The 24,478-nt window shown below is 43.0% G+C and carries 22 protein-coding genes and 1 riboswitch; of the genes, 14 read left to right on the forward strand and 8 right to left on the reverse strand.

From position 1 onward, the window contains the following. Position 1: 1 nt before the first annotated feature. Positions 2 to 274 carry an oxidative damage protection protein gene (locus FD716_RS16810; protein WP_139853372.1) on the forward strand — a complete coding sequence of 91 codons (273 nt, stop codon included), beginning with the start codon at positions 2 to 4 and terminating at the stop codon, positions 272 to 274. A 602-nt stretch (positions 275 to 876) separates the two neighbouring features. Here FD716_RS16810 and phoU read toward each other — a convergent pair. Further along, positions 877 to 1,602 carry a phosphate signaling complex protein PhoU gene (gene phoU, locus FD716_RS16815; RefSeq protein ID WP_139853373.1) on the reverse strand — a complete coding sequence of 242 codons (726 nt, stop codon included), beginning with the start codon at positions 1,600 to 1,602 and terminating at the stop codon, positions 877 to 879. A 539-nt stretch (positions 1,603 to 2,141) separates the two neighbouring features. Between phoU and FD716_RS16820 the strand changes: the two genes are divergently transcribed. From FD716_RS16820 to gluQRS, 6 genes are all read left to right on the forward strand, one after another. Continuing rightward, a complete protein-coding gene (locus tag FD716_RS16820) occupies positions 2,142 to 3,218 on the forward strand; it encodes a hypothetical protein (protein WP_139853374.1) in 1,077 nt (358 codons plus the stop codon). A 150-nt stretch (positions 3,219 to 3,368) separates the two neighbouring features. Further along, positions 3,369 to 3,496: riboswitch (TPP riboswitch) on the forward strand. Between the two features lie 87 nt (positions 3,497 to 3,583). Further along, the gene (gene thiC / locus FD716_RS16825) at positions 3,584 to 5,479 is read left to right on the forward strand and encodes a phosphomethylpyrimidine synthase ThiC (protein WP_139853375.1); all 1,896 of its coding nucleotides are present in this window, start codon (positions 3,584 to 3,586) and stop codon (positions 5,477 to 5,479) included. A gap of 71 nt (positions 5,480 to 5,550) precedes the next feature. Next, complete coding sequence (locus tag FD716_RS16830) at positions 5,551 to 6,162, forward strand: NUDIX domain-containing protein (protein ID WP_139853376.1); 612 nt, start codon at positions 5,551 to 5,553, stop codon at positions 6,160 to 6,162. Positions 6,163 to 6,181: 19 nt separating this feature from the next. Continuing rightward, positions 6,182 to 6,988, forward strand: a complete 807-nt coding sequence (gene cpdA, locus FD716_RS16835; protein ID WP_228714969.1) for a 3',5'-cyclic-AMP phosphodiesterase — start codon at positions 6,182 to 6,184, stop codon at positions 6,986 to 6,988. Between the two features lie 209 nt (positions 6,989 to 7,197). Continuing rightward, a complete protein-coding gene (dksA, locus tag FD716_RS16840) occupies positions 7,198 to 7,725 on the forward strand; it encodes an RNA polymerase-binding protein DksA (protein WP_139853377.1) in 528 nt (175 codons plus the stop codon). A 16-nt stretch (positions 7,726 to 7,741) separates the two neighbouring features. Continuing rightward, a complete protein-coding gene (gene gluQRS, locus FD716_RS16845) occupies positions 7,742 to 8,620 on the forward strand; it encodes a tRNA glutamyl-Q(34) synthetase GluQRS (protein ID WP_139853378.1) in 879 nt (292 codons plus the stop codon). Between the two features lie 103 nt (positions 8,621 to 8,723). On the opposite strand, the gene ftsW is transcribed toward gluQRS, so the two are convergent. The 5 genes from ftsW to FD716_RS16870 form a co-directional block, all read right to left on the reverse strand. Beyond that, a complete protein-coding gene (gene ftsW / locus FD716_RS16850) occupies positions 8,724 to 9,920 on the reverse strand; it encodes a putative lipid II flippase FtsW (RefSeq protein WP_139853379.1) in 1,197 nt (398 codons plus the stop codon). Positions 9,921 to 9,959: 39 nt separating this feature from the next. After that, on the reverse strand, positions 9,960 to 11,303 hold the full coding sequence (murD, locus tag FD716_RS16855; RefSeq protein WP_139853380.1) for a UDP-N-acetylmuramoyl-L-alanine--D-glutamate ligase: 1,344 nt from the start codon (positions 11,301 to 11,303) through the stop codon (positions 9,960 to 9,962). 155 nt (positions 11,304 to 11,458) lie between these two features. Continuing rightward, entirely contained in the window at positions 11,459 to 11,713 is a 255-nt protein-coding gene (locus FD716_RS16860; protein WP_139853381.1) for a DUF6587 family protein, read from the reverse strand. Positions 11,714 to 11,757: 44 nt separating this feature from the next. Beyond that, positions 11,758 to 13,617, reverse strand: coding sequence for a ferrous iron transporter B (feoB, locus tag FD716_RS16865; protein ID WP_139853382.1), 1,860 nt, complete (start codon positions 13,615 to 13,617; stop codon positions 11,758 to 11,760). Then, on the reverse strand, positions 13,614 to 13,880 hold the full coding sequence (locus FD716_RS16870; protein WP_139853383.1) for a FeoA family protein: 267 nt from the start codon (positions 13,878 to 13,880) through the stop codon (positions 13,614 to 13,616). Before FD716_RS16870 ends, feoB begins: the two co-directional genes overlap by 4 nt. Before the next feature lie 160 nt (positions 13,881 to 14,040). On the opposite strand from FD716_RS16870, the gene xerD reads away from it, so the two are divergent. The 4 genes from xerD to thrC all read left to right on the forward strand — a co-directional run bounded on the left by xerD (position 14,041) and on the right by thrC (position 18,497). Next, complete coding sequence (gene xerD, locus FD716_RS16875; protein WP_139853384.1) at positions 14,041 to 14,961, forward strand: site-specific tyrosine recombinase XerD; 921 nt, start codon at positions 14,041 to 14,043, stop codon at positions 14,959 to 14,961. A 129-nt stretch (positions 14,962 to 15,090) separates the two neighbouring features. Further along, entirely contained in the window at positions 15,091 to 15,903 is an 813-nt protein-coding gene (locus tag FD716_RS16880) for a DsbC family protein (protein ID WP_139853385.1), read from the forward strand. A 103-nt stretch (positions 15,904 to 16,006) separates the two neighbouring features. Continuing rightward, on the forward strand, positions 16,007 to 17,311 hold the full coding sequence (locus FD716_RS16885) for a homoserine dehydrogenase (RefSeq protein ID WP_139853386.1): 1,305 nt from the start codon (positions 16,007 to 16,009) through the stop codon (positions 17,309 to 17,311). Between the two features lie 52 nt (positions 17,312 to 17,363). Continuing rightward, complete coding sequence (gene thrC / locus FD716_RS16890) at positions 17,364 to 18,497, forward strand: threonine synthase (RefSeq protein ID WP_139853387.1); 1,134 nt, start codon at positions 17,364 to 17,366, stop codon at positions 18,495 to 18,497. 190 nt (positions 18,498 to 18,687) lie between these two features. Here the strand turns inward: thrC and pbpG are convergent, their stop codons facing one another. Further along, positions 18,688 to 19,740 (reverse strand): D-alanyl-D-alanine endopeptidase PBP7/8, encoded by a 1,053-nt coding sequence (gene pbpG / locus FD716_RS16895; RefSeq protein WP_139853388.1) that lies wholly within the window; start codon positions 19,738 to 19,740, stop codon positions 18,688 to 18,690. Between the two features lie 218 nt (positions 19,741 to 19,958). Between pbpG and gacA the strand changes: the two genes are divergently transcribed. Genes gacA through FD716_RS16910 form a run of 3 tightly spaced genes read left to right on the forward strand, consistent with a single transcriptional unit; the run spans position 19,959 to position 23,265 of the window. Next, a complete protein-coding gene (gene gacA, locus FD716_RS16900) occupies positions 19,959 to 20,594 on the forward strand; it encodes a response regulator transcription factor GacA (RefSeq protein WP_139853389.1) in 636 nt (211 codons plus the stop codon). A gap of 28 nt (positions 20,595 to 20,622) precedes the next feature. Continuing rightward, on the forward strand, positions 20,623 to 21,834 hold the full coding sequence (locus tag FD716_RS16905; RefSeq protein WP_139853390.1) for a sensor histidine kinase: 1,212 nt from the start codon (positions 20,623 to 20,625) through the stop codon (positions 21,832 to 21,834). A gap of 18 nt (positions 21,835 to 21,852) precedes the next feature. Continuing rightward, positions 21,853 to 23,265 carry a sigma-54-dependent transcriptional regulator gene (locus tag FD716_RS16910; RefSeq protein ID WP_139853391.1) on the forward strand — a complete coding sequence of 471 codons (1,413 nt, stop codon included), beginning with the start codon at positions 21,853 to 21,855 and terminating at the stop codon, positions 23,263 to 23,265. Between the two features lie 24 nt (positions 23,266 to 23,289). Here FD716_RS16910 and FD716_RS16915 read toward each other — a convergent pair whose 3' ends face one another. Further along, on the reverse strand, positions 23,290 to 24,465 hold the full coding sequence (locus FD716_RS16915) for a S41 family peptidase (RefSeq protein ID WP_139853392.1): 1,176 nt from the start codon (positions 24,463 to 24,465) through the stop codon (positions 23,290 to 23,292). Positions 24,466 to 24,478 lie beyond the last annotated feature (13 nt).

The following is a 24,478-nucleotide window of genomic DNA, read 5'->3' on the forward strand; positions in this document are numbered from 1 at the left end:
AATGTCGAAACAAGTCTTTTGCCGTAAATACCAAAAAGAAATGGATGCCCTAGATTTTGCACCATTCCCAGGTGCAAAGGGTGAGGCGTTATTCAATAGCGTATCGAAACAAGCATGGCAAGAATGGCTCAAACATCAAACGACGTTAATTAATGAAAAACGTTTAAATGTTTTTGAACCTGAAACCAAGGTTTTTCTGGAAGAACAACGCGAAAAGTTTTTCAACAACGATGACGCTGTAGAAAAAGCGGAAGGTTGGACACCAGAAGCATAACTTTGCTTTTAAAAACCTCATGTTGTTGATTCAGCATGAGGTTTTTTATAACCATATTTAAGTGAATTTAATCTTATGATTGAGCCATTTAATTGAGATTATTTTCATAAAAACAAATAATTTACATAGAACAAAATATAATTACAAAGTTGTTACAAGACTAGCAATGCAAATTACGTTGAAAAAACAGATACTGAATGTGTCACAAATAAAGTTGTTTTAAACCATTAATCTCTTTGCTGTATTTGTGACTGAGTTCAACAAGATTTAACGTTTAAGCTCGTTTTCATTCCTAGATTTCCCCCAAAATCTAGGAATTTTTTTATCTTAAAATTTGTAAAAAAACCTGCAATTTAAGCCTGCTATTCTTATCCCTATAATTTAAGACGCCTAAAAAATACCAGTAACACCGTCACAGAACTGCTCAATATTTTATTTTTAATTTTTTTATCTTATATTCACTTGATAAGCTTAGGCTTAAAATAGCAATCCACTCAATTTAAGTTAGCACAACAACATTACAAACACTCAGGCTTTAATGAGCTGCAATAAAAAAGCGACCTCAATTGAGGTCGCTTATCGTGTGAGTACTCGACGTTGATTTAGTTGCTTTGCTGCACTTTTTCTTCGATTTCTTCAACGCTGGTATGTCGAACATCTAAGCCTTTTGCCATATAAATCACTTGCTCAGAAATATTGCGAGCGTGATCACCAATACGTTCGAGTGAGCGCAATACCCACATCACATTAATGACTCTAGAAATGTAACGTGGGTCTTCAATCATATAAGTCATTAAAGTGCGCGTGGCAGATTGATATTCGCGGTCAATATCTGCATCAGCTAACAACACCTTTAATGCTTGTTCTGCATCAACACGGGCAAAGGCATCTAAGGCATCATGAATCATCACACGCACTTGATTACCAATATGTCGTGTTTCCATATAGCCACGAGGCGACTCACCTTCTTCACATAAGGTTTGGGCAATGCGCGCAATTTTCGCAGCTTCATCACCAATCCGCTCTAAATCGGTATTGGCCTTACTCATTGCAATGACCATACGCAAGTCGATTGCGGCAGGATGACGTCTCGCTAAAATAAGCGTCAAGGCTTCATCAATATCTCGTTCATATTGATTAACGACATTGTCTTGAAACTGCACTTCTATGGCGAGATTTGCATTGGTATCTAATAAAGCATGAATGGCGCTGGCCACCTGTTGCTCAACTAAACCGCCCATGGTCATAAATTTGGTGTTTACATCAAGCAAATCTTCATTGAACTGTGAAGAAATGTGATGCGTTAAAACAGGATTACTCGGTTTCAAGGTAAGACGCTCCACGGGCAGCGAAATAAAAAAAATAGAAAAGCGATATTCGTGTTGCATTAAAACACAGTGATTGTGAATTTTTGATGACAATGCACCATTATTCAGCACAACTTTGGTCTCAGCCTGTATCTACTTCACTTTCTAGTTAAAAATCAATTAATTCAGCAAATAGTACAGTGAGCAATAATGGCGCAGCACTCGCTAAGTTTCATAAAAATGAAGAAAACGACAAAAACCTAGACAAACGTTATTTGCTCAACAGTTGTTATCCTTTTACCACAACAAAATTCAAAATACTTAATTAAAAATTTTAAAATCATAGATATAAATTATCCATGACTCACCTGTATATCAAAAAAATAACGTATCTAAAAATCAGTGGTGCAAAAAGCAGCCAAGCTTGATCAATCAAGCCATTGCCTACAATTACGGTTCTATCAAAAAACTCTACAAATTATTTCATTTCATTAAATTATTTTCAGCAACAATAAATTCGTTAACTAAGTCACAACTCTCCCAACCAGCCTGACACTCTCATGAAGCAAAAAAAAACGATACTAAACAGTCTTATATTTTTATGCACCATGCTGACCCTCACGGCTTTTTTGACCGCATGTCAAAATCCAACTTCTGAAAAATCTCAAGAACATGAGCATCCAAGCACAACACAAGAAGCGCCACCTAATCTAAACGACCTTTGTCAAAATTTGAAAACTGAAATGCAAAATATGAGTAACCATCGCACCACGCTGGCACTCGAACAACTCAATCAGCGTATTCGTACCTGTCTGCCCATTATCGAGGTTCCAGAACAACAGCAATTGCTCCTCCTCTCCAAGCAAATGTATAAGCAGTTTCTAAATGTGAAGCGTACGCCAGAACAGCAACATGCCTTTGAAACCTATACTCAAGATAAAGCGCAATATCCAACGTTACAACAGCTCAATTTCGAAAAATTAAATATTCGAGATCAGTACTTATTGCGCCATCTGGGACAAGCTTATATCGAATTAACCGATACGGACTCAAGCCCAATTCACTATCAACGTAACCCACAATATTTAGCCAAGGTTTTTGCACCCTACCTACCTGATGTGGAAAGTATTTTTATTTCTGAACTGGCTGAACAGCAAACACAACCGAGCATGCAAGGACATGACTTGATTATTTCTCCCCAGGAAATCGCCAAACGTGCGCTCTTTTGGCAAAAATATCAGCTAGAATTTCCGCAAAGCATGTATCGAACTGATGCCAAAAATTTAGCGCAATACTATACTGCGCTCCTCTTTAAAGGCAGTCCCAAAACCCCCGTATCCTATGACTATAACGGTGCAAAAGATATTGATCCCGCATCACTCACTGAGATCCAACAACTAGCAAAACTTGAGCCAACAGAACTTTCCAATCAAGCCAGAAAATTCCTTGTCTTTATCGACCTAAGCAGCACTCAGCGTCAACAGCTACTGCCGAAGCAACACCGGTTAGACACTAGCAGTGCGACTTCTTCAGGTGTATTGACGCAACAACAATTGGATCTCTACCTCGGCTTGAAACCCACTGACTCGACACTCAGCAATAAAAAAGATGCTTGGCATGATATGGCCTATCACTAAAAAAGCTTTGCTTTTCGCAATATCTCTCAGAACAACAATTCATTGTTGTATTGCACACATCACAAAACAAGTTCGCTAGCTAATCTGCAGATTCTTGATTTATTACAATAATTCCGAACATTCCTTGTGCTGTTCTATGCTAAGATCGAAATTCGCTTGACGGAGCGCGAGTAATACCTCGCTGAGATTGTGTCGGTTCTTTTGATGAGAACTTAAACACAAGTACCGTTGAACCTGATCAGGTTAGAACCTGCGTAGGAATCAAGCATCTAAAAATCTTAGCGAATGACCATTCTATCTGCGAGTGTCTCTGCCATATTTTTAGTCGTGCTTGATTCGTTGATATCATTCATAAGGATCATGCCATGAACCAGTTAACGAATCTTTCTTCAGCTACTCTTTCTGCTCAACATGAGCAAGACGCCAAAGATCTCACTCGAATTCTCCCTGCTTCCCAAAAAATCTATGTCCAAGGATCTCGTCCAGATATTCAAGTGCCTTTCCGCGCCATCAGCTTAACTGATACGCCAACGGGTTTAGGCGGTGAGATCAATCCATCGATTATGGTTTACGACACCTCAGGGGTGTATACCGATCCAACGGTAACAATTGATTTAAATCAAGGTTTACCTAAATTACGTGATGCTTGGATTGCTGAACGAAATGATACCGATCAACTTGATAACCTCAGTTCGCGTTTTGGTCGTGAACGTTTAAACGATATTCGCACGGCCAATATTCGCTTTGCTCATATTCAAAACCCACTTCGTGCGAAAGCGGATAGAAATGTAACGCAAATGCATTATGCCAAACAGGGCATCATTACCCCTGAAATGGAATATATTGCAATCCGTGAAAACCAACGTCAGCAAGAAGACGTCGATCAACGCCAACATGCTGGTCAAAACTTTGGTGCAAAAAATCTGCGTGAAATCACGCCAGAATTTGTACGTCAAGAAGTTGCTGAAGGCCGTGCCATTATTCCTGCCAACATTAACCACCCCGAACTTGAACCCATGATTATTGGGCGTAACTTTTTAGTGAAAATTAATGCCAATATTGGTAACTCAGCACTGGGTTCAAGCATTGATGAAGAAGTTGCTAAAATGACGTGGGCAACCCGCTGGGGCGCAGACACCATCATGGATCTTTCGACGGGTAAAAACATTCATGAAACCCGCGAATGGATTATTCGTAACTCACCAGTCCCGATTGGCACCGTTCCCATTTATCAAGCCTTAGAAAAAGTAGATGGTGTTGCAGAAGATCTAACCTGGGAAATTTTCAAAGACACCCTCATTGAGCAAGCCGAGCAAGGCGTGGATTACTTTACTATTCATGCAGGCGTACTGCTGCATTATGTGCCAATGACGGCCAATCGCTTGACTGGCATCGTGTCGCGTGGTGGTTCTATTATGGCGCAGTGGTGTTTGGCACATCATCAAGAAAACTTTTTATATACGCACTTTGATGAAATTTGCGAAATCATGAAAGCCTATGATATCTCTTTCAGTTTAGGCGATGGTTTACGTCCTGGTTGTATTCAAGATGCCAATGACGAGGCCCAGTTCAGCGAACTTCGGACTTTAGGTGAATTAACCCACCGCGCTTGGAAGCATGATGTGCAAGTGATGATTGAAGGTCCAGGCCATGTGCCAATGCATATGATTAAAGAAAACATGGATCTACAACTTGAAGTTTGTCAGGAAGCCCCATTCTATACGCTTGGCCCACTGACCACAGATATTGCCCCTGGTTATGACCACATTACCTCAGCGATTGGGGCTGCGATGATTGGTTGGTATGGCACAGCAATGTTGTGCTATGTCACACCGAAAGAGCATTTGGGTCTACCCAACAAAAAAGATGTGAAAGACGGCATTATCACCTACAAAATTGCAGCACATGCCGCTGATTTAGCCAAAGGTCATCCTGGTGCACAAGTCCGTGACAATGCTTTGTCAAAAGCTCGTTTTGAATTCCGTTGGGAAGATCAGTTCAATTTGAGTTTAGATCCAGACACAGCACGTAGCATGCATGATGAAACGATGCCGAAAGAAGCACATAAATCTGCGCATTTCTGTTCAATGTGCGGACCAAAATTCTGTTCGATGAAAATCACTCAGAATGTACGTGACTATGCGCAGAATCTCGAAAAATCTAAAGAAACAGGCGTATCTGCAGCTGAGGTTGAGGCGGGAATGAACACCATGAAAAATGTTTATCAAGAACAAGGTCAACAGCTTTACCACAAGGTCTAGTTGCTAAAAAAGTTGTTTTCACATTACGCTCAGTTAGAATAGGATGAATTTATTTCATCCTATTCACTTATATGGACATTATTCTAAAAGCGTCTTTTGATTCAAATGACCTTCGCATTGAAAATCGGGAATTGGTTTTTCATGGATTCATCCAAGTTGAAAAAGTCAGCTTACGACACCGTTTATTCGAGCAGAATCATGAAACCCCAACCCTGACACGTGAACTGGTTCGACGTAAGCAGGCTGCAGGTGTATTACTTTATGATGATCGTCAACAAAGCTTTGCGCTGATTGAACAGTTTCGAATTGGTGCGATGGATGACCCACACTCACCTTGGCAACTTGAAATCATCGCGGGTGTTTTAGATGGTGACGAAAGTCCAGCGTGTTGTATTCGACGTGAAAGTTTGGAAGAATCAGGTTGTGAAATTTCAACCCTTGAGCATCTTTTTAGTTTTTATCCTTCTGCGGGTGCTTGTGATGAAATCTTTCATCTGTATAGCGCTCCAGTCGATTTACCGATGCAAGGTGGTATATTCGGCCTTGAAGAAGAAGGCGAAAATATAAAATTGCACATTATTCCTTATGACAAATTAAACACTTTATTACATAATCAGCGTTTACGGAATGCACCCGTTATCATGGCATTACAATGGCTGAAACAACATTTATTAACGCAATAAAAAGGTAAAGGGGATACGAGTGTCTGCGCCAGTCGAATTAACAGCAAACAGCCAAATTCTAATTCAAATTACCGACACACATTTGATGGCGAATGCAGGCTCACCTTTTCTTTATCTCAACCCTGAACATAGTTTCCATGCGGTGATGGATGATATCCAACACCATTATCCTCATCTCGATGCTTTGATTCATACCGGTGATGTTGCACAAGAAGCGGATAGCGCCACCTATCAACGCTATTTGCAGTATATGCAAAGTTTAAACATTAATTTTTTTCAAATTCCGGGCAATCATGATGATATTGACTGTTTCCCCTTTCAGCAGCCCCTACCCAAACCGACGGTTATTGAATTAGGTGCTTGGTCAATTATTTTATTGAACAGCGCAGTCATGGGGCAGGTTGATGGCTATATCACGCCTGAGCACTTACATGCCTTGGCTGAGGTCTTAGAACAGCAGCAAGATCAGTTTGTTATTCTTGCTTGTCATCACCATCCTATCGCAATGCAGTCGCAATGGATTGACCAGCACAAGTTAAAAAACAGCCCAGATCTAATGCAAGTCATTGAACCATATTCAAATATAAAGGCTGTATTGTTTGGGCATGTGCATCAAGATTCCTTCAATACATGGAATAATATTCAGTTTCTTTCAACGCCATCGACGTGTGTACAGTTTAAACCGCAACAAGATGACTTCGCGCTTGATCAACAGGCGCCAGGTTACCGTTGCTTACATTTACATCAAGATGGTTCTTTTTCAACCAAGGTTCATCGTATTGAACATTGCCCATCTATACTAAATGAAGATATTTCAGGTTATTAGCTTTTCAATTGCTGCGTTTTAGATTAAGTTATGGCTCGTAAAGAAAACTTGCAAAGTCAAATGCCAACATTGATGGCTTTCATCTTTTCTTAAAACTCTATATGATGACGCCCCCAATAGAGACATTTTCTATTGGTAGCAATAAGAATACTTGCATATCACCATATTTTTTACGTATAGATGTACGTATATGATGAGGAATGCCCTACATGGCGAATGACAATCAAAATCAAGTGTTTGAAGACAACATCGAAGTCGTTGATGGCGATAAAGCGAAACGTATTCGCAAAGCCAAACCAAAGACTTCAGAAAGCAGCTCGACGGCCAGTTTATTTGGTATAGCGCCTTATCAGCCTAAAAAAAATGAAGAATACATGTCCGAAGCTCAACTCGAGCATTTCCGCCAAATTCTATTGGCGTGGAAAGCAGAGTTAATGACGGAAGTTGATCGCACTTTAAATACCATGCAAGATGAATCTTCTGCATTGCCGGATGTGAATGACCGCGCAACACAAGAAGAAGAGTTTGCAATTGAATTACGTACACGTGACCGCGAGCGTAAGTTGATTCGTAAAATTGAACAATCAATCGTTGCCATCAAAAATGATGACTACGGTTTTTGCGAAACGTGTGGTATCGAAATTGGTTTACGTCGTTTAGAGGCACGCCCAACAGCAACCCTATGTATCGATTGTAAAACATTGGCTGAAATCAAAGAAAAGCAAAACAACGGCTAATCTTGATGATCTCAGTATGAGTGAAATCGTTGCAGCCTATACGGGTCGGTTCGCGCCATCGCCAACCGGCCCGTTGCATTTCGGTTCTTTAATGACTGCCGTAGCCAGTTACTGCGAAGCCAAGGCACAGCATGGTCGTTGGCTGGTCCGAATTGAAGATACGGATATTCCTCGCATTTATCCCAATAGCATCGAACACATACTTACTTGCCTTGACGCTTTTGAGTTTGAATGGGATGCACCTATTATTTTTCAACAGCAACGACTTGATCTGTATCAGCAGGTGTTGGATCAATTGGCTGAACTGCAGCTGATTTATGCTTGTCAATGCACCCGTAAAATGCTCGGTTCCAACCACATTTATGCAGGTACCTGTCAGAACTTGGCACTGCCCTTTGATGATCAGGCCATCCGTTTCAAGGTCAACGATCAAGTTATTGGCTTTGAAGATGCGCTGCAAGGACAACAGTGTTCCAATCTGGCCGTTGAGCTCGGTGATTTTGTATTAAAACGCCGCGATGGCATTATCAACTATCAATTGGCAGTGGTGGTCGATGATTTTCTTCAAGGCATCACCCATGTGGTCCGTGGTGCTGACCTACTCGACAATACGGCACGTCAAATCTATCTTGGCCAACAATTGGGTTATCCACGCTTAGATTACATGCACTTGCCCCTCGCTATGAATGATCAGGGGCAGAAATTATCTAAACAGAATCTCGCCCATGCTTTAGAAATTCAATACGCTCCATTACTCCTCCAACAAGCCTTAAACGCGCTTGGACAAGCTGCTGTTGAACAAGATCGACCACGGAGCATGTTGGCGCAAGCCATTGCACAATGGGATCGTACTCGCATTCCGACAGGCACCCAAATTAAAGGGATCTTCCAATAAGCCGGGGCCAAACACAATCGAATTTGCCCAGATACAAAAAAGCCTGCGGTTGCTTTAAGTTGCAACAGCAGGCTTTTTATAACCCAATCAATCTAAACCCAAGCTAAAAGCTCGATTCCTCTTTGGCTGGATTGACTTGTTGAGTTGAGGCGTCAATCTTCAGAATCAGACTGATCATCACCGCACACATAATCAATGAAGAACCACCATAACTAATAAAAGGTAAAGTCAAACCTTTGGTTGGCAACATGCCCATATTCATACCCGCATTCACCAGAATTTGCAGCAAGAAAATAATGCTAATTCCATAGGCCAAATAGCCTGCGCGTAAATATTGATTCATTAAGGCACGGTGTCCAATCCGAATACAGCAGATCAGCATTACAAAGGACAGAGTCATGACCATGCTAATACCAAAGAAACCAAATTCTTCACCAAGAATAGCCAGCATAAAATCCGTATGTGCTTCAGGTAAATACGACATTTTTTGTATACTGTGACCCAGCCCAACCCCCAACCACTCGCCGCGACCAAAGGCCATCAAAGCATTCGACAATTGATACCCTGCGCCCAATGGATCAGCCCAAGGGTTGGCAAAAGACATCAAGCGTTCAAAGCGGTACGGTGAAATCACAATCAAGCCAATAAACGAAACCAGAATAGCACCAAAGGCGCAGCCGAATTGAATGAGAGGTGCACCTGCCAAGAAGAATACACCGAGCATCATCAGTACGATCACCACCGTCGCGCCTAGATCAGGCTCTGCAATGATCAGACCAACCGTCAGCAACATCACCAGTCCAAGACGAAACAGTGCCACAAGGCTATTACGCACTTCTTCTGAACGGCGCACCACATAGTCAGCCGTGAAGATCGCCATCACCACTTTAGCGATCTCAGAGGCTTGGAAGGTAAAGCCTGCCACACGAATCCACCGGGTAGAACCGTTAACTTCGGTACCCACCAGCAAAACCACCGCCAGTAATAAAATTGTCAAAATCCACAACAGGAATGTGTTCTTAAACCACATGCCTAAAGAAACTTTATAGGTCAATACCGCAGCAACAGCCGCCGCTGTAATTGAAATCCCATGTCGTACCACATAGTGAAATGGATTTTCATGTAGACGCTCTGCATATGGCATAGAGGCGGATGCAACCATCACGGTACCAATACATAGCAATGTCATGACACAAAAAATCAGCACATTACGCGCTGTTAATTCAGCGGGAAGCCGAGGCATCCAGCGACTATACAGCTGATTCATTTTTGTTATGGTCGTCTGAGCTAACCCAGCCATAGAACTTTCCTTATGCTTATTTTTAAAATGAATGACCGACTAAAGTGCATTAACCAAGGCAACAAATTGATGACCGCGCTGTTCATAACCTTTGAACATGTCAAAACTCGCACAAGCGGGTGATAATAACACCACGTCATTGCGCTGCGCCTGCTGTTGGCAGATCGAAACGGCTTGCTGCAAACTCTCGGCAAACAAGAGTTCGGCACACCCCTCAATAGCATTACGAATCAGTTCGGCATCCTCACCAATCAGCACCACCGTTTTGACATACTGAGTAATTGCTTCACGGAGTGCCTTAAAGTCTTGCCCCTTGGCTTGACCGCCTAAAATCATCACCAATTTGCCTTGATGCATCTCAATCGCTTGACCTAAGCCTTCGATGGCTGCCAAGCTTGCCCCAATGTTGGTGCCTTTGGAATCATTATAATAACGAACCTGATCAATCTCTTGGACAAACTCACAGCGGTGCTCTAAGCCTTTAAAGGTCTTTAAGCTGGCTAACATCGCGTCTAAGGGCAGACCGATCGCCTCACCCAACGCCAGACAAGCCAACGCATTGGCTAAGTTATGTGTGCCCTGAATATATAAATCACGACTATTGATCAAACGCTCACGGCCACGCGCCAACCACATATTGTTTTGGTCATCTCTTAAAATGCCATATTGATTGAGGTCAGGTGCATTCAGCCCAAAACTCTGCATCGGGGTTTGATCGGGAACCAACGGTCGAGTTAATGAATCATCTCGGTTATAGACCACCTGCTTCACCCCTTGAAAAATACGATGTTTAGCTGTGTGATAACCAAACATGTCACCGTGACGATCTAAGTGATCTTCACTCATGTTGAGTATCACAGCGACTTCAGCATTTAAATTGGAGGTGGTTTCAAGTTGAAAACTGGATAACTCTAGAATATAGAGCTCCGCTTGGTCTTTAAGCAGGTCGAGCGCAGGGCGGCCCAAATTCCCACCCATAGCGACGTTTTTGCCTGCATTGACTGCCATTAAGCCCAGTAAGGTGGTTACCGTACTTTTGGCATTCGAACCAGTAATCGCCACAATCGGAGCATCTGTTGCACGGCGTAAAATTTGAATTTCACTCACCACTGGAATACCTTGCGCTACAGCAGCTTGAATCTCAGGCAGTCGCGGGTCTAATCCGGGACTAATCACAATTTCATCTGCTTGGAGCAACAGCTCTTGATTGAGCTCACCAAAATACGACGCTACCTCTGCTGGGATTTGGTCGTGACCAGGCGGTAGTTCACGTGAGTCGGTGACTGCAACACGGTAGCCTTGTTCATATAAAAAATTAACTGCTGCAACGCCTGAAATACCCAACCCTGCAACAACTTTTAAGCCACCACGCTGTATTAACATCTTGCTGTACTCATCGTTAAATTTAAAACATTGCAAAATGTTATCACTTCGGCATTTTTAAAGCTTTTTCTGTTTGCGCTTTCTCTGATTTTTTTGTGTCAGTCCGTAAAAAAGCCGCTCTAAAAGAGCGGCTTCCTGAAAAAAACTAAATTTTATTACTTCCACTTCACCATCTGTACTTCGGTCTTCTTGCCCTCAGTCTCCGTTGTGTCACTCGGACAAGCACAATTGCCGCCACAGCCAGAAGCAGCAGCCGGTTTAAGCCATTTTGCCAAAGTTGGCCAACCTGCTTGCGCACAACGTGTTGATAGCGCCATAAATACCGTTGTGGCTGTCGCTGGAAAGACTTTCTTGAAGACCACGATCGCACTCCACGTGACGATCAAGCCTACGATGAATACTTCAACCATCTCAATCTCCTTCAGAACAATCCAAAATTACTCAAAATGCAGCATTACCCGAAATAATGCGATGCAATTTGATAAGTGAAAAATGACATCAGATATGCCAAACCAAATAAATAACCCGTCATCACAGCAACGGTTGTCCACGAGCCAGTTTCACGGCGCACTGTCGCCAAAGTCGCGAGACAATGCGGTGCATAAATAAACCACACCAATAATGACAGCGCGGTCGCCAATGACCAGCCTGAGCCATCTGCGGTAATGAAGTGCGTTAAACTATCAGCAATTTCATCTTCATTTGAACCAGACAGTGCATAGACTGTACCCAGTGCAGCCACCACCACTTCACGTGCAGCCATCGCTGGAATCAGGGCCACCACAATTTGCCAGTTAAAGCCAAGCGGTGCAAAAATCGGTTGTAATAAATGCCCAAGCATACCGGCAATACTGTAATCAATATCGGGTAAGGTCGCGCCTTCTGGCGGTTGTGGGAAGGTACACAGGAACCATAAAATAATGGTTAAGGCGAGAATAATGCCACCGACACGCTTTAAGAAAATTTTACCGCGGTCTAGTAAGCCAATCATTACACTTTTAATGCTTGGAATTTGATAGCTCGGCAGCTCCATGAGCAAAGCATGTTGTGATTTATCTTTGCGGAAGATTTTCATCACCAAGGCAACCAGCAAGGCACTGACAATGCCTGCCATATATAAACCAAACAGTACCAAACCTTGTAGATTGAAAATGCCAAACACCGTTTGCGAGGGAATAAACGCAGCAATGAGTAGTGCATACACTGGAAGTCGTGCGGAACAGGTCATCAATGGCGCCACCATGATGGTGGTAAAGCGGTCTCGCGGATCGCTAATACTACGTGTGGCCATAATTCCTGGAATGGCACAGGCAAAGCTTGAGAGCAGTGGAATAAAGGCACGACCACTAAGGCCTGCTTTAAACATTAGCTTATCGAGCAAGAAAGCTGCACGGGGTAAATAACCCGATTCTTCCAGTACCAAAATAAAGAAGAACAAGATTAAAATTTGTGGCAAGAACTCAAGCACCCCACCCACACCTGCGATCACCCCATCTACAACGAGGCTTTGCAGCATTGGATGTGAAATATACTGACCGAGCGTTTCACCCAACCAGTCAAAGCCGGCAACAATCAGTTCTTTAAAGGGTTCAGCCCAAGCAAAAACCGCTTGGAAAATCACAAACATCATCACCGCAAGGGTCAATAAGCCCAAGACGGGATGCAAAAAAATACGGTCTAAAAAGTCGGTACGTTTATCTTCTTCAACCAGTGAGTGAACCACATCATTTAAAATTTGAGCAACTTTTTGATGCGTTGTCCCACTCAAAATAATATCGCTCAGTTCCTGCTGGGGTGCATGATATTTTTCTTGTTCTAATACGGCCAATAAGCCTTCGATACCCGCGTTACGCACCGCAACGGTTTCAACAACAGGCACCCCCAAACGTTCTGAGAGCTTTTGAACATTGATCTGCATACCACGACGACGGGCTTCATCCATCATATTGAGCACCAACAAAATTGGCTTGCCCAATGCAATAATTTCAAGCACCAAACCGAGATGTAGTTTTAAGTTGGTCGCATCAACCACACATAAATAGGCATCTTGATCCGCTTCACCCGCAATTTTACCCATAATCACATCACGGGTAATTTCTTCATCTGGACTTGTTGCATCAAGACTGTAGGTGCCGGGCAAGTCCAACACCCGTACCGGACGACCCGATACTAAATTAAAGGTCCCGACTTTACGCTCGACAGTGACGCCAGCATAGTTGGCTACTTTTTGATGTGTACCGGTTAAGTGATTAAATAAAGAGGTCTTACCGCAGTTCGGATTTCCAACCAAGGCAATGCGTAATGCCTGACTCATGATGAAGCTCCCACATTTTCTTGGCTTATTTCAATTTTTTCAGCTTCCACTTTACGTAAGGCAAAACGGGTAAAACCCACCTGAATTAAAATGGGGTCTCCACCAAAAAAACCTTTCGTAATCACGCGTACACGTGTGCCTTGCACAAAACCTAATGTTTCTAACCGGCTTGCGATTAGGTCGACATGACCATTCTCTTCCACGTCGCGATTAACCTTTGTGACAATGGCTGTCTGCTTGACGCTTAACTCTGACAAACGCACCGTGAGCCCCTAAATTGATCAAAATAGAGTTGATTATACAGATAAATGAGAATTATTACCAAATAAGCTTTGTTTATAATATCAACGTCTCAGAGCGTTCGACTTTCATGATGTTTTGCTCTACATTGCCTACATCCGTTTATGTAAACATCTCTCAGTTATGGCACTCAATAAAAAACCCCGAATCCCTGTCGCTGTGGCTATTCCAGAACAACTCAGCTTCCTGCATGGATTTCGGGATTATTTGGTTGCACAAACAGTGAGCCCACATACCCGCAATGCCTATTTGTCTGACCTGATCCAATGCAGTGAATGCATTACAGCTTATCTACCTGACTGGACTCACGACGATATTTCAGATGTACTGATTAAACTTACGCAACAGGGCAAAAGCCCACGTTCGATTGCACGTTGTTTATCTGCATTGCGTTCTTTTTATAAATTCTTGCGTGAACAAAAAATCCGACTCGACAATCCCATTGCTCAACACAAAACCCCAAAAATTGGTCGAGCACTGCCGCAAGACCTTTCTGAAGCCGATATTGAAGCATTAATTCTCGCACCTGATTTAAATACCGCACTGGGCCTTCGCGATCGTGCCATGCTTGAAGTCTTATACGCTTGTGGCTTACGTGTGTCCGAACTTTTGCTGCTACGTTTAGAACTCATGAATTTAAAACAGGGTTATTTAAGAATTTTAGGCAAAGGCAATAAAGAACGTTTGGTACCGATTGGCGAGGTTGCAACTGAATGGGTCGAAAAATATATGCAGGAGGCACGTCCACAACTGTATAAGTCGGCCACTGACTATCTATTTCTCACTCAGCATGGTGGCATCATGAGTCGACAAAATTTTTGGTATGCCATCAAACGTTATGCCCTACAAGCAGGTATTCAGTCTGACCTCTCTCCACATACCTTAAGGCACGCCTTTGCAACCCATCTTTTAAACCACGGTGCAGATTTACGTGTGGTACAAATGCTACTCGGGCACAGTGATTTATCCACGACTCAGATTTACACCCATGTCGCACAAGTACGGATGCAAAAACTCCATGCAGAACATCACCCACGGGCTTAATACTCAATCTTCCCCGCTATAACGCATGGGGGTTTTCGCGCTCGTTGTATAATAATTAACAAAAAAGATCGGTTTTTTTGTTATGCTAAGCCCCTTTAGAGTCATGCTCAGCAATCATATAGGCCGTTTATGCAATTAAACCGTTCAAAAGTAGTTCTTGCCTGCGCCCTCGCAACAAGTCTGACACTCAGCGCATGTTCCAATGCAGATGAAGCCAAAAAAGATAACACCTTAACGGCGACTGCACCTGCAACAGGTCAAGCATCAAATATTACTGAACGTAATGCCAAACAACAATTGATTAAAACCCTACAAACGCATTTTAAAACTGCCAACATTGATGCCAAAATCAGCGATGTCAAAGCCACTGAAGTTCCCAATCTTTATTGGGTGAGCCTAGAAGATAAAAGCTCAATCTATGTCACCAGTGATGGTAAATATCTAATTCAGGGTGATGTGATTCGCTTGGGTGATAAAACCCTCAGCAATATCAGCGATCAACTGCAAGCATCTGAAAATAAAAAACTCTTTTCAGCGTTAAAAGTTGAAGATTTATTGGTCTATCCTGCTCAAGGCAAAACCAAACATGTGGTCTATATCTTTACCGATTCGAGCTGCCCATATTGCCATAAACTGCATGCTCAAATTCCAGAGATGAATGCCAAAGGCATTGAGGCTCGTTATATTGCATGGCCGCGTGGTGAGCAATTTGTTCCAACCATGGAAAGTATTTGGTGTAGTCAAGATCGTCAGGCAGCATTTGATCAAGCCATTGCCAATGTCGCTCTACCACCAGCAACCTGTAAAAACCCAGTGCAAGACCAATACCAATTGGGCCTTAAAATTGGTGTGAATGGTACACCAGCAGTCTATAGCAGTAATGGGCAACACATCGGTGCCTATATGACTGCAGATGAATTACTAAAAAAATTAGAAAAATAACAGCATAGGGTGCAGAGAAAAGATCTTTTGCACCCTAGAGTCTGACGCTTTTTTTAGCTATGATCATTCGATCTCGTTTTTATATATATCTATGGAGTGTGACGTGAAACCAGTTCGTCTGGCAATACTCGGTCTTGGGACCGTCGGTGGTGGAGCCCTAAAACTATTACAAGAGAACGCTGCTGAAATTCGACGTCGCACCGGCCGTGATATTCAAATTACCCATGTCGGGACGCGCCGTCCACGTCCAGATTTAAATTTGGACCCGAGTATCAAACAAAGTTCTGATCTACTTGATATTGTTAAGCAACCAGATGTCGACGTTGTGGTCGAAGTCATGGGTGGCATTCATCCTGCGTATGAAGTCATCATGGAAGCGTTAAAACATGGTAAACAAGTGGTTACGGCCAACAAAGCCCTGCTTGCGGAGCATGGCAACGAATTGTTTAAAGCAGCAGAAGATCATAGTGTGCAAATCGCTTATGAAGCTGCGGTTGCTGGCGGTATTCCGATCATTAAAGTGATTCGTGAAGGTTTGGCTGCCAATAAAATTGAATGGCTTGCGGGCATCATCAACGGTACAGGCAACTTCATCCTGACTGAAATGCGTGAAAAAGGCCGTGCTTTCCCAGACGTGCTGAAAGAAGCACAAGCCTTAGGTTATGCCGAAGCAGATCCGACCTTCGATGTTGAAGGCATTGATGCTGCACACAAGCTCACCATCTTGGCCTCATGTGCATTTGGTATTCCATTACAGTTCGACAAAGTCTACACCGAAGGCATCAGCAAAATTACCGCGCAAGACGTGGGTTATGCCGAAGCACTTGGCTATCGCATCAAACACTTAGGCATTGCACGTCGCAGTGAAAAAGGCATTGAACTGCGTGTTCACCCAACCCTCATTCCTGCAGAGGAACTGCTTGCCAATGTGAATGGCGTTAAAAATGCGGTCTTGGTGCAAGCGCATGCGGTTGGCCCAACACTCTACTATGGTGCCGGTGCTGGCGCAGACCCTACCGCCTCTGCAGTTGTTGCTGATGTCATTGATATTGTACGTGATATTATCTACACCGAAGATGGTGCAGGGACTATTCCACAGTTAGCTTTCGAAGCACTGACGGATACTCCGATTCTGAGTAGCGATGAAATGACCACTGGTTATTACATTCGTATCAATGCCGAAGACCAAACTGGCGTTCTGGCCAATGTCACCACGATTTTGAGTCGTGCGGGAATTGGTATTGACGCCATCATGCAACAGCCACGTTTAAAAGACCTGATTCCAATCGTGATTTTAACCGATCCAGTGGTTGAGTCTAAAATGAACGAGGCATTATCACAAATTCAAGCACTTGCTGAGATTCATGGCGAAATCATCCGAATTCGTTTAGAATTGCTTGAAAACTAATCGGGTTGAGGGCTCAGCCCTCGCCAGCTCTACACATCATTGGAACACCATCATGTCGAATGCCAATCGTTATACTGGTTTAGTTGATCGTTATCGCGACCGTTTACCAGTTACTGCCACTACACGCGCAATCTCTTTAAATGAGGGGAACACCCCACTCATCAAACTAGACAATATTCCGCGCCTTATTGGTAAAAACGTTGAAATTTATGTGAAGTATGAGGGCTTAAACCCGACTGGTTCATTTAAAGACCGTGGTATGACCATGGCCGTCACTAAAGCCGTAGAAGAAGGCTCTAAAGCGATTATTTGTGCTTCTACCGGTAATACCTCAGCATCTGCTGCGGCTTATGCTGCTCGTGCTGGCATTAAAGCATTTGTACTTATCCCAGAAGGCAAAATTGCCATGGGTAAAATGGCTCAGGCCATGATGTACGGTGCAATTACTATGCAAATTCGCGGTAACTTCGACGATGGTATGCGCCTCGTTAAAGAAGTCGCAGATCAAGCGCCTGTCACCATTGTGAACTCAATCAACCCATATCGTTTGCAAGGTCAAAAAACCATTGCTTATGAAATCGTTGATGCGCTCGGTCGTGCACCAGATTATCACTGCCTACCTGTTGGGAATGCAGGCAATATCACCGCACATTGGATGGGTTATACCGAAGCTGTTGCAAATTCAGAGAAATTTGAACAAGTCATCTATGATGCTGCAACCGATGCCTTCACGGGTCCAAAACCTGAAGGCCGTCCAGTGATGGTCGGTTATCAAGCATCTGGCGCTGCACCGTTCCTACGTGGCGCACCAGTAGAAAACCCAGAAACGGTTGCAACGGCGATTCGTATTGGTAATCCACAAAGCTGGAACCACGCCAAAGCAGTGGTCAGAGAATCTGAAGGTTGGTTCGATGAACTGACTGATGCGGAAATCTTGGAAGCACAGCGTTTACTTTCAATGTATGAAGGTATTTTCTGTGAACCTGCTTCTGCTGCCAGCGTTGGTGGTGCAATCCGTGATATCAAAGCAGGTAAAATTGCTGAAGGTTCTGTGATTGTATGTACTGTGACTGGAAATGGCTTAAAAGATCCTGATACTGCAATGAAACAATGTGAAGATGCTGTGATGCTCAACATTGATGCCACCATGGATCAAGTCCGAGATTCGATTCTCAGCAACATGTAAGACTGAATAGCGCTCTTTCATCAATATTCAAACCCTTTTTATTTCTCCCATAGGGAGAAATAAAAAGGATTTATGAAAGAGCGCGACTCATTCACTAAAGCATAAAAAACCTGCACATTGCAGGTTTTTTTATGCTTGATTCATTCAACTTAAACCCAGAATAGTCGGGATGAGCTTGAGTGAATCGAAATTAGATACGTTTTGGTAAGTTACTCACCCAATTAAGCAAATTAGTCGCATCATTGGTACGAGATTGGGATGTACTCGCACCCAATAGAACCACAACAGCAGGGCGTGAATTGACTGTCGTATGCATCACTACACAACGTCCCGCCTCATTGATATAACCAGTTTTTGAAATATTGATATTCCAACCACCGTTACGTACCATCGCATTGGTATTATTTGATTTTAAAACACGATAGCCTAAATTGAAGTCATAATGCGCTGTGGTTGAAAATTGGCGAATCATGCCGTAATCATAAGAAGCACTGACTAAAATGCCAAGATCGCGTGCTGAAGAGATATTACGCGGGTCTAAACCAGTAGACTCGGTATAATGTGTTGAATTCATGCCTAACTGACGTGCTTTGCTATTCATCGCGGCCACAAATGCAGGGCGACCACCCGGATAAGTTCTCGCTAAAGCTGCTGCAGCTGGATTCTCAGATTTCATCAATGCGAGCAACAACATTTCCGCTCGATTCATGGTATCGCCAACTTTTAAAGTTGAGCTTGAGTTCTTACCGCCTGCCCCAGCAAAGTCAATGGCTTCGAGTCGAATCTCTTCTGACATATTTAAACGTGCATCTGCGGTAACAACACCTGTCATCAACTTGGTAATTGAAGCGATTGGTAGTGCAGAATTGGTATTTTTACTGTAAAGCACTTCACCTGTTTGTGCATCCATCACCAAAGCAGCACGAGCACTCACTGATGGCTGGCTATTATAGCTATTGGTATCATAGATTTGTGGCGTCGTACTTGGAATCGCATTGCTCACAGAAACGCCGTTGCTTTGACGAACTGTGGTGGTAATAGTGGTTGAGCCTTTTGGTGAAACCACACTGTCATCATTGAGCAACTGATTCACTTCAGCTGACGACCAATTTGACACCGTTTGAGGCGCAGATGCTTTCGATCCTGCTGAATTGATCACAAGATCGGCAAAACTCATTGAGCTTAAACTGAGTAGTACTGATACACTCAATACATGCTTTAAGAAATTTTTAGATTTTTTCACTGTAACCTACTCATCTCAGCGAGGTTTTGAGCAATCTTGCTTCTTACCTCAAATATGACTTACATTTACACGATGACGCGGATAATATGAACTCACGAGATTGTGCATAACTATTCTGTATATAGGGGGTAGGATTGCTAATTTCGTAATGTAATTGCAAGCGAATTTTGCGTTATGTAACAAAAAACATCAAATTAAGTATACTAAGGAGGGTCAATGTGATTACAGTTTTAGTGGTTGATGATCATGAATTAGTCCGTACTGGTATCTGTCGTATGTTGGAAGATCAGCTTGATATTCAAGTCATTGGCCAAGCCGAATCCGGTGAAGAAGCCATTGCCTTGGTCCGTCAAGAGCACCCTCATGTTGTACTACTTGATGTCAATATGCCGGGCATCGGTGGGGTTGAAACAACCAGACGCCTGTTACAAACGGCTCCAGAAACCAAAGTCCTTGCCGTCAGTGGTTTAGCCGAAGAGCCCTACCCTTCTCTCTTGCTCAAAGCAGGTGCCAAAGGTTATATCACCAAAGGTGCACCCATTACTGAAATGGTGAGAGCGATTAAAAAAGTCATGCAAGGTGGCAAATATTTTAGCGCAGACATTGCCGAGCAACTGGCCAGTTCCTATTTATCGGACACCCAAAGTTCTCCTTTTGACGCCCTCTCTGAACGTGAAATGCAAGTTGCCATGATGGTGGTGAACTGTATTAGCGCACAAGAAATTTCAGATAAGTTATTTGTCAGCGTAAAAACCGTCAACACCTATCGCTACCGTATCTTTGAAAAACTCAATCTCGACAGCGATGTCAAACTCACTCACTTGGCCATCCGCTACGGATTAATTAAACCTTAAACTTTTTTTCTCATGTTTGAGTAAAGCCATGCTGCCAACGGTCTCGCTTTCAAGGATTGAAACACCGGATGACCTCGGCAGGTGTTATGTCTATTATCGTGCGCTCATCACATTTTCAATCACGATTTTGCTGCTGAGCATATTCGGACAATGGCCACATTCCCCGCGCTACGCTGAACTTCTGTTGGTTTTTTTGATCGTCTATGCCGGGTTAAACCTGTTTCAATTCCTCAAATACAAATATCACATCACCAAACCGGGGCAATCTGCTCAAGCCACGCTCTATCTCGATGTGATCGCTTTAAGCCTGTGCGCGCTCAGTTTGGCACAATACGCACTGTTACTTGGGATTCTCTCGCTGAGCACAATTATTGCCGCCAGCGCGCTGTTAAATCGTTTACAGGCACTGTTGATTACGCTCACCCTCGTGATTACGATCGGTACACCTTCAATTTATCTGTTTTTATCACAATCAGTTGAATTGGAACTTTTGGTGAATCATGCACTCACCGTACTGTTATTGTTGAGCAGTTATGTGTTCAGTCAATTGTTCAAACAACGCTTTATGCTGCTCCTTGCCCAACATCAGCATCAAAACATGTTGGCCAGTTTAGGCCAACGTACCGCCATCATTGCGCATGAAATTCGCAACCCTTTAGCAATTATTGTGCAGGCCACTGACTTGGCAAAACAGCATGGTGATGCTCAAAGTACCTTGCTACATGACATGATTGCGCAGCAGGCGCAACGTATCGATCAGACCATCCGCGATACACTCGAAACAATTCAAAATAAAAGGTGTTTCCGCTCGCAGATAAACCTAAATAAATTTATTCCAACGCTGCTACAGCAGGATTTGCCTGATATACAATATGCCGTACATTATGAAATTGAGCCTGATCTACAGATCATGTTTGATGCATTGCAACTCAGACAAGTCCTTATTAATCTCATTCGCAATGCAATACGCCACAATTCACGCGATATCGGTTTTATTCAGCTCAAGCTCTATGCCACAACACCATCAGTGATCATTGAAGTGATTGATTTTGGCCGTGGAGTCAAACGAGCAGATCTCGCACAATTATTTACAGCGTTCTTTAGTACAGAAAAAAATGGCATCGGTCTCGGCTTATTTATCTCACAACAATATTGTGAACAGAACCAAGCAAAACTGACTTATTTCGAGCAAAAACAACAAGGGGCATGTTTCAAAATAGAGTGCCCTCGCATTATTTAAATTTGGGTTCCATGTCCTATGTCAACGCAAGCTAGTTTAGTTTTACTCGTTGATGATGAATACGATTTATGCTTAGTCATGCAAATGGCACTCTCGCGCATTGGGATCAAAACCCACATTGCGCATAATTTGGCACAAGCAAAACACTTTTTTAATGAATACCAGTATCAGGCTTGTCTTACAGACCTCAACCTCCCCGATGGTTCTGGTCTAGAGTTGGTGAAATATACCGTACAACATTTCCCTAATACCCCTATTGCGGTACTGACAGGTTTTGGCAATATGGAAATTGCCATTACAGCACTCAAAGCTGGCGCTTTTGATTTTGTCGCCAAACCCATTCAGCAACAACAGCTGCAACAGATGATTCAGCGGAGCATTCGACCAATGATGCCAGCATTGCATCAACCGAGGCTTCCAGAGGAACAACCCCTCATTGGTCAATCCGCTGAGATTGAGGCATTGCGTCACGCGGTCAAAAGAATCGCACACACCACAACACCTGTTTTCATTGGCGGAGAATCTGGTACAGGTAAGGAAGTGGTGGCCCAATTGATTCATCAACTCAGCCATCGTCGTAATGGGCCTTTTGTTGTCATTAACTGCGCAGCCATGGCAGAAGAGCGTATTGAGAGCGTATTGTTTGGCCATCAGAAAGGCAGTTTTTATGGCGCAAATCAGAACAAACAAGGCTTATTTGCTTCGGCACATGGGGGCACCTTATTTCTGGATGAAATCGCTGAACTGCCATTAGGTTTACAAGCCAAATTACTGCGTGCCCTGCCTGAGCAAAAAATTAGGCCTTTGGGCAGCGATCAGGAAATTGCTTTAGATTTTCGTATTTTGAGTGCCAGCCATCAAAACCTAGAAACCTTGGTACAACAAGGTAAATTCCGCCATGACTTGTTTTATCGGCTACATGTGTTTGATCTTTTTCTGCCACCACTCAGGCAGCGTGGACACGATATTTTAATGTTAGCGACTTATTTTATTGAGCAACTCTGCCTGGAATGGGGCATTGCTCAAAAGTCATTGACGGAACATGCGCAAAAATTTTTATTGGGTTATCACTACACCGGCAATGTCCGAGAACTGCGTAACATGATTGAATGCGCACTGACCCGCTGTGATGCAGAACAGATTGATCTTATTCATTTGCAGACAACGAATCCTGACAAAATTCACCGTGATCACCCGACCATCAACCACGATGCAGTCAGCTTAATCCACCCCAATCGATTAGAACCTGCAAGCAGCAGCGCGATTCCAGAAGAAGGTTTACAGCTATTTTTACTGAGGGTGGAACGCGAGATTCTACTCAATACGCTGTCTATCACGCGTTGGAATAGAACCTTGGCAGCCAAAAAGCTACGTATGAGTTTTCGCTCATTGCGCTATCGTTTAAAAAAGCTTGGCCTAGACCACGAATAACGCTCGAACAAATCAAATTAACGTTTAGCGCTGTTTGAGGAGTAGTTCTGATGCATTTAACAAATAAGCATCTTCTTTCATTTCCAATGGCCAAGGATAATTTTGATTTGGCTGAATACCTTTTCCGTCAATCATGCTGCCATTGGGAGTGAAATAATGCGATACCGTCATTTGTAAGGCAGCCCCATCTGGCAGCGGAAAGAGTTTTTGCACCACGCCTTTGCCGTAACTCTTCTCACCAATCACCCATGCACGGCGATGTTCTTTAAGCGCTGCGGTAAAAACTTCTGCTGCTGAGGCTGAACGGTCATTAATCAGAATCCCCAATTTAATCTCTGGAAATTCATTGCCCGGCAAAGCTTGAAACTCTTGATTGCCTTCAGATCGACTTTTGGTCGAAACAATCACACCTTGATTTAAAAACAAATCCGCACTTTCTACCGCAGCAGACAATAAACCACCTGGATTATTCCTTAAATCGATGAGCACGGCTTTTAAGCGCTGTGGATTATTTTCTTCGATTAAACGTTTGATTTCATTTGCAGTATCTTGCTGAAAAACTTTGACTTTCAATACCAAGACTTGATTGTGCAACAACACAGGTTCGATATCGGCAACTTCAAGTTTTTTGTTTCGGACCACGGTAATCGCAGGATTTTTGGCATTGAGTTGTAACTGTAAGGTTGAACCAATCGAACCATGTAGTAAATTATTGACCTGTTCGATGTTTAAATTTTTCAGTTCAATATTATCAATTTTAAAAATGGTAAAGCCGTTGTTTAAACCCAACTTGGCAGCATCTGAATTTTCTTTTAAATTTTTAATTTGCCATTGATGATTATGCTGATCAAAGCTCAATTGAAAATCAACTGTGGCAATATCTGCTTCGGTATATTGTAGTAACTGCTTATAGTCTTCAGCGCTTAAATAACGGGAATAACGATCAAGCCCCGAGACCATCCCCTTAGTCGCTTGTAAAAATAGCTCTTCATCCGATTTTTCCGCGACATAATTTTCTTTGACGATGCCATAAATTTGTACAAACTGCTCAATTGACTCAATCGGAATCTCAGCAGAATTTTGTCGTGTATCGTCCCAGTCTGAATTGTTTGAGCGTGGGGTTTCCAGCGCCCAAACATTTTGGCTGCCACTTGCAAGCAATCCTGTTAAAACAGCAATATATTTCCAAGCTTGAGCCATAATCAGATCCAGT

The sequence above is a fragment of the Acinetobacter pullicarnis genome (genome assembly GCF_006352475.1).
Classification (GTDB): Bacteria; Pseudomonadota; Gammaproteobacteria; order Pseudomonadales; family Moraxellaceae; genus Acinetobacter; species Acinetobacter pullicarnis.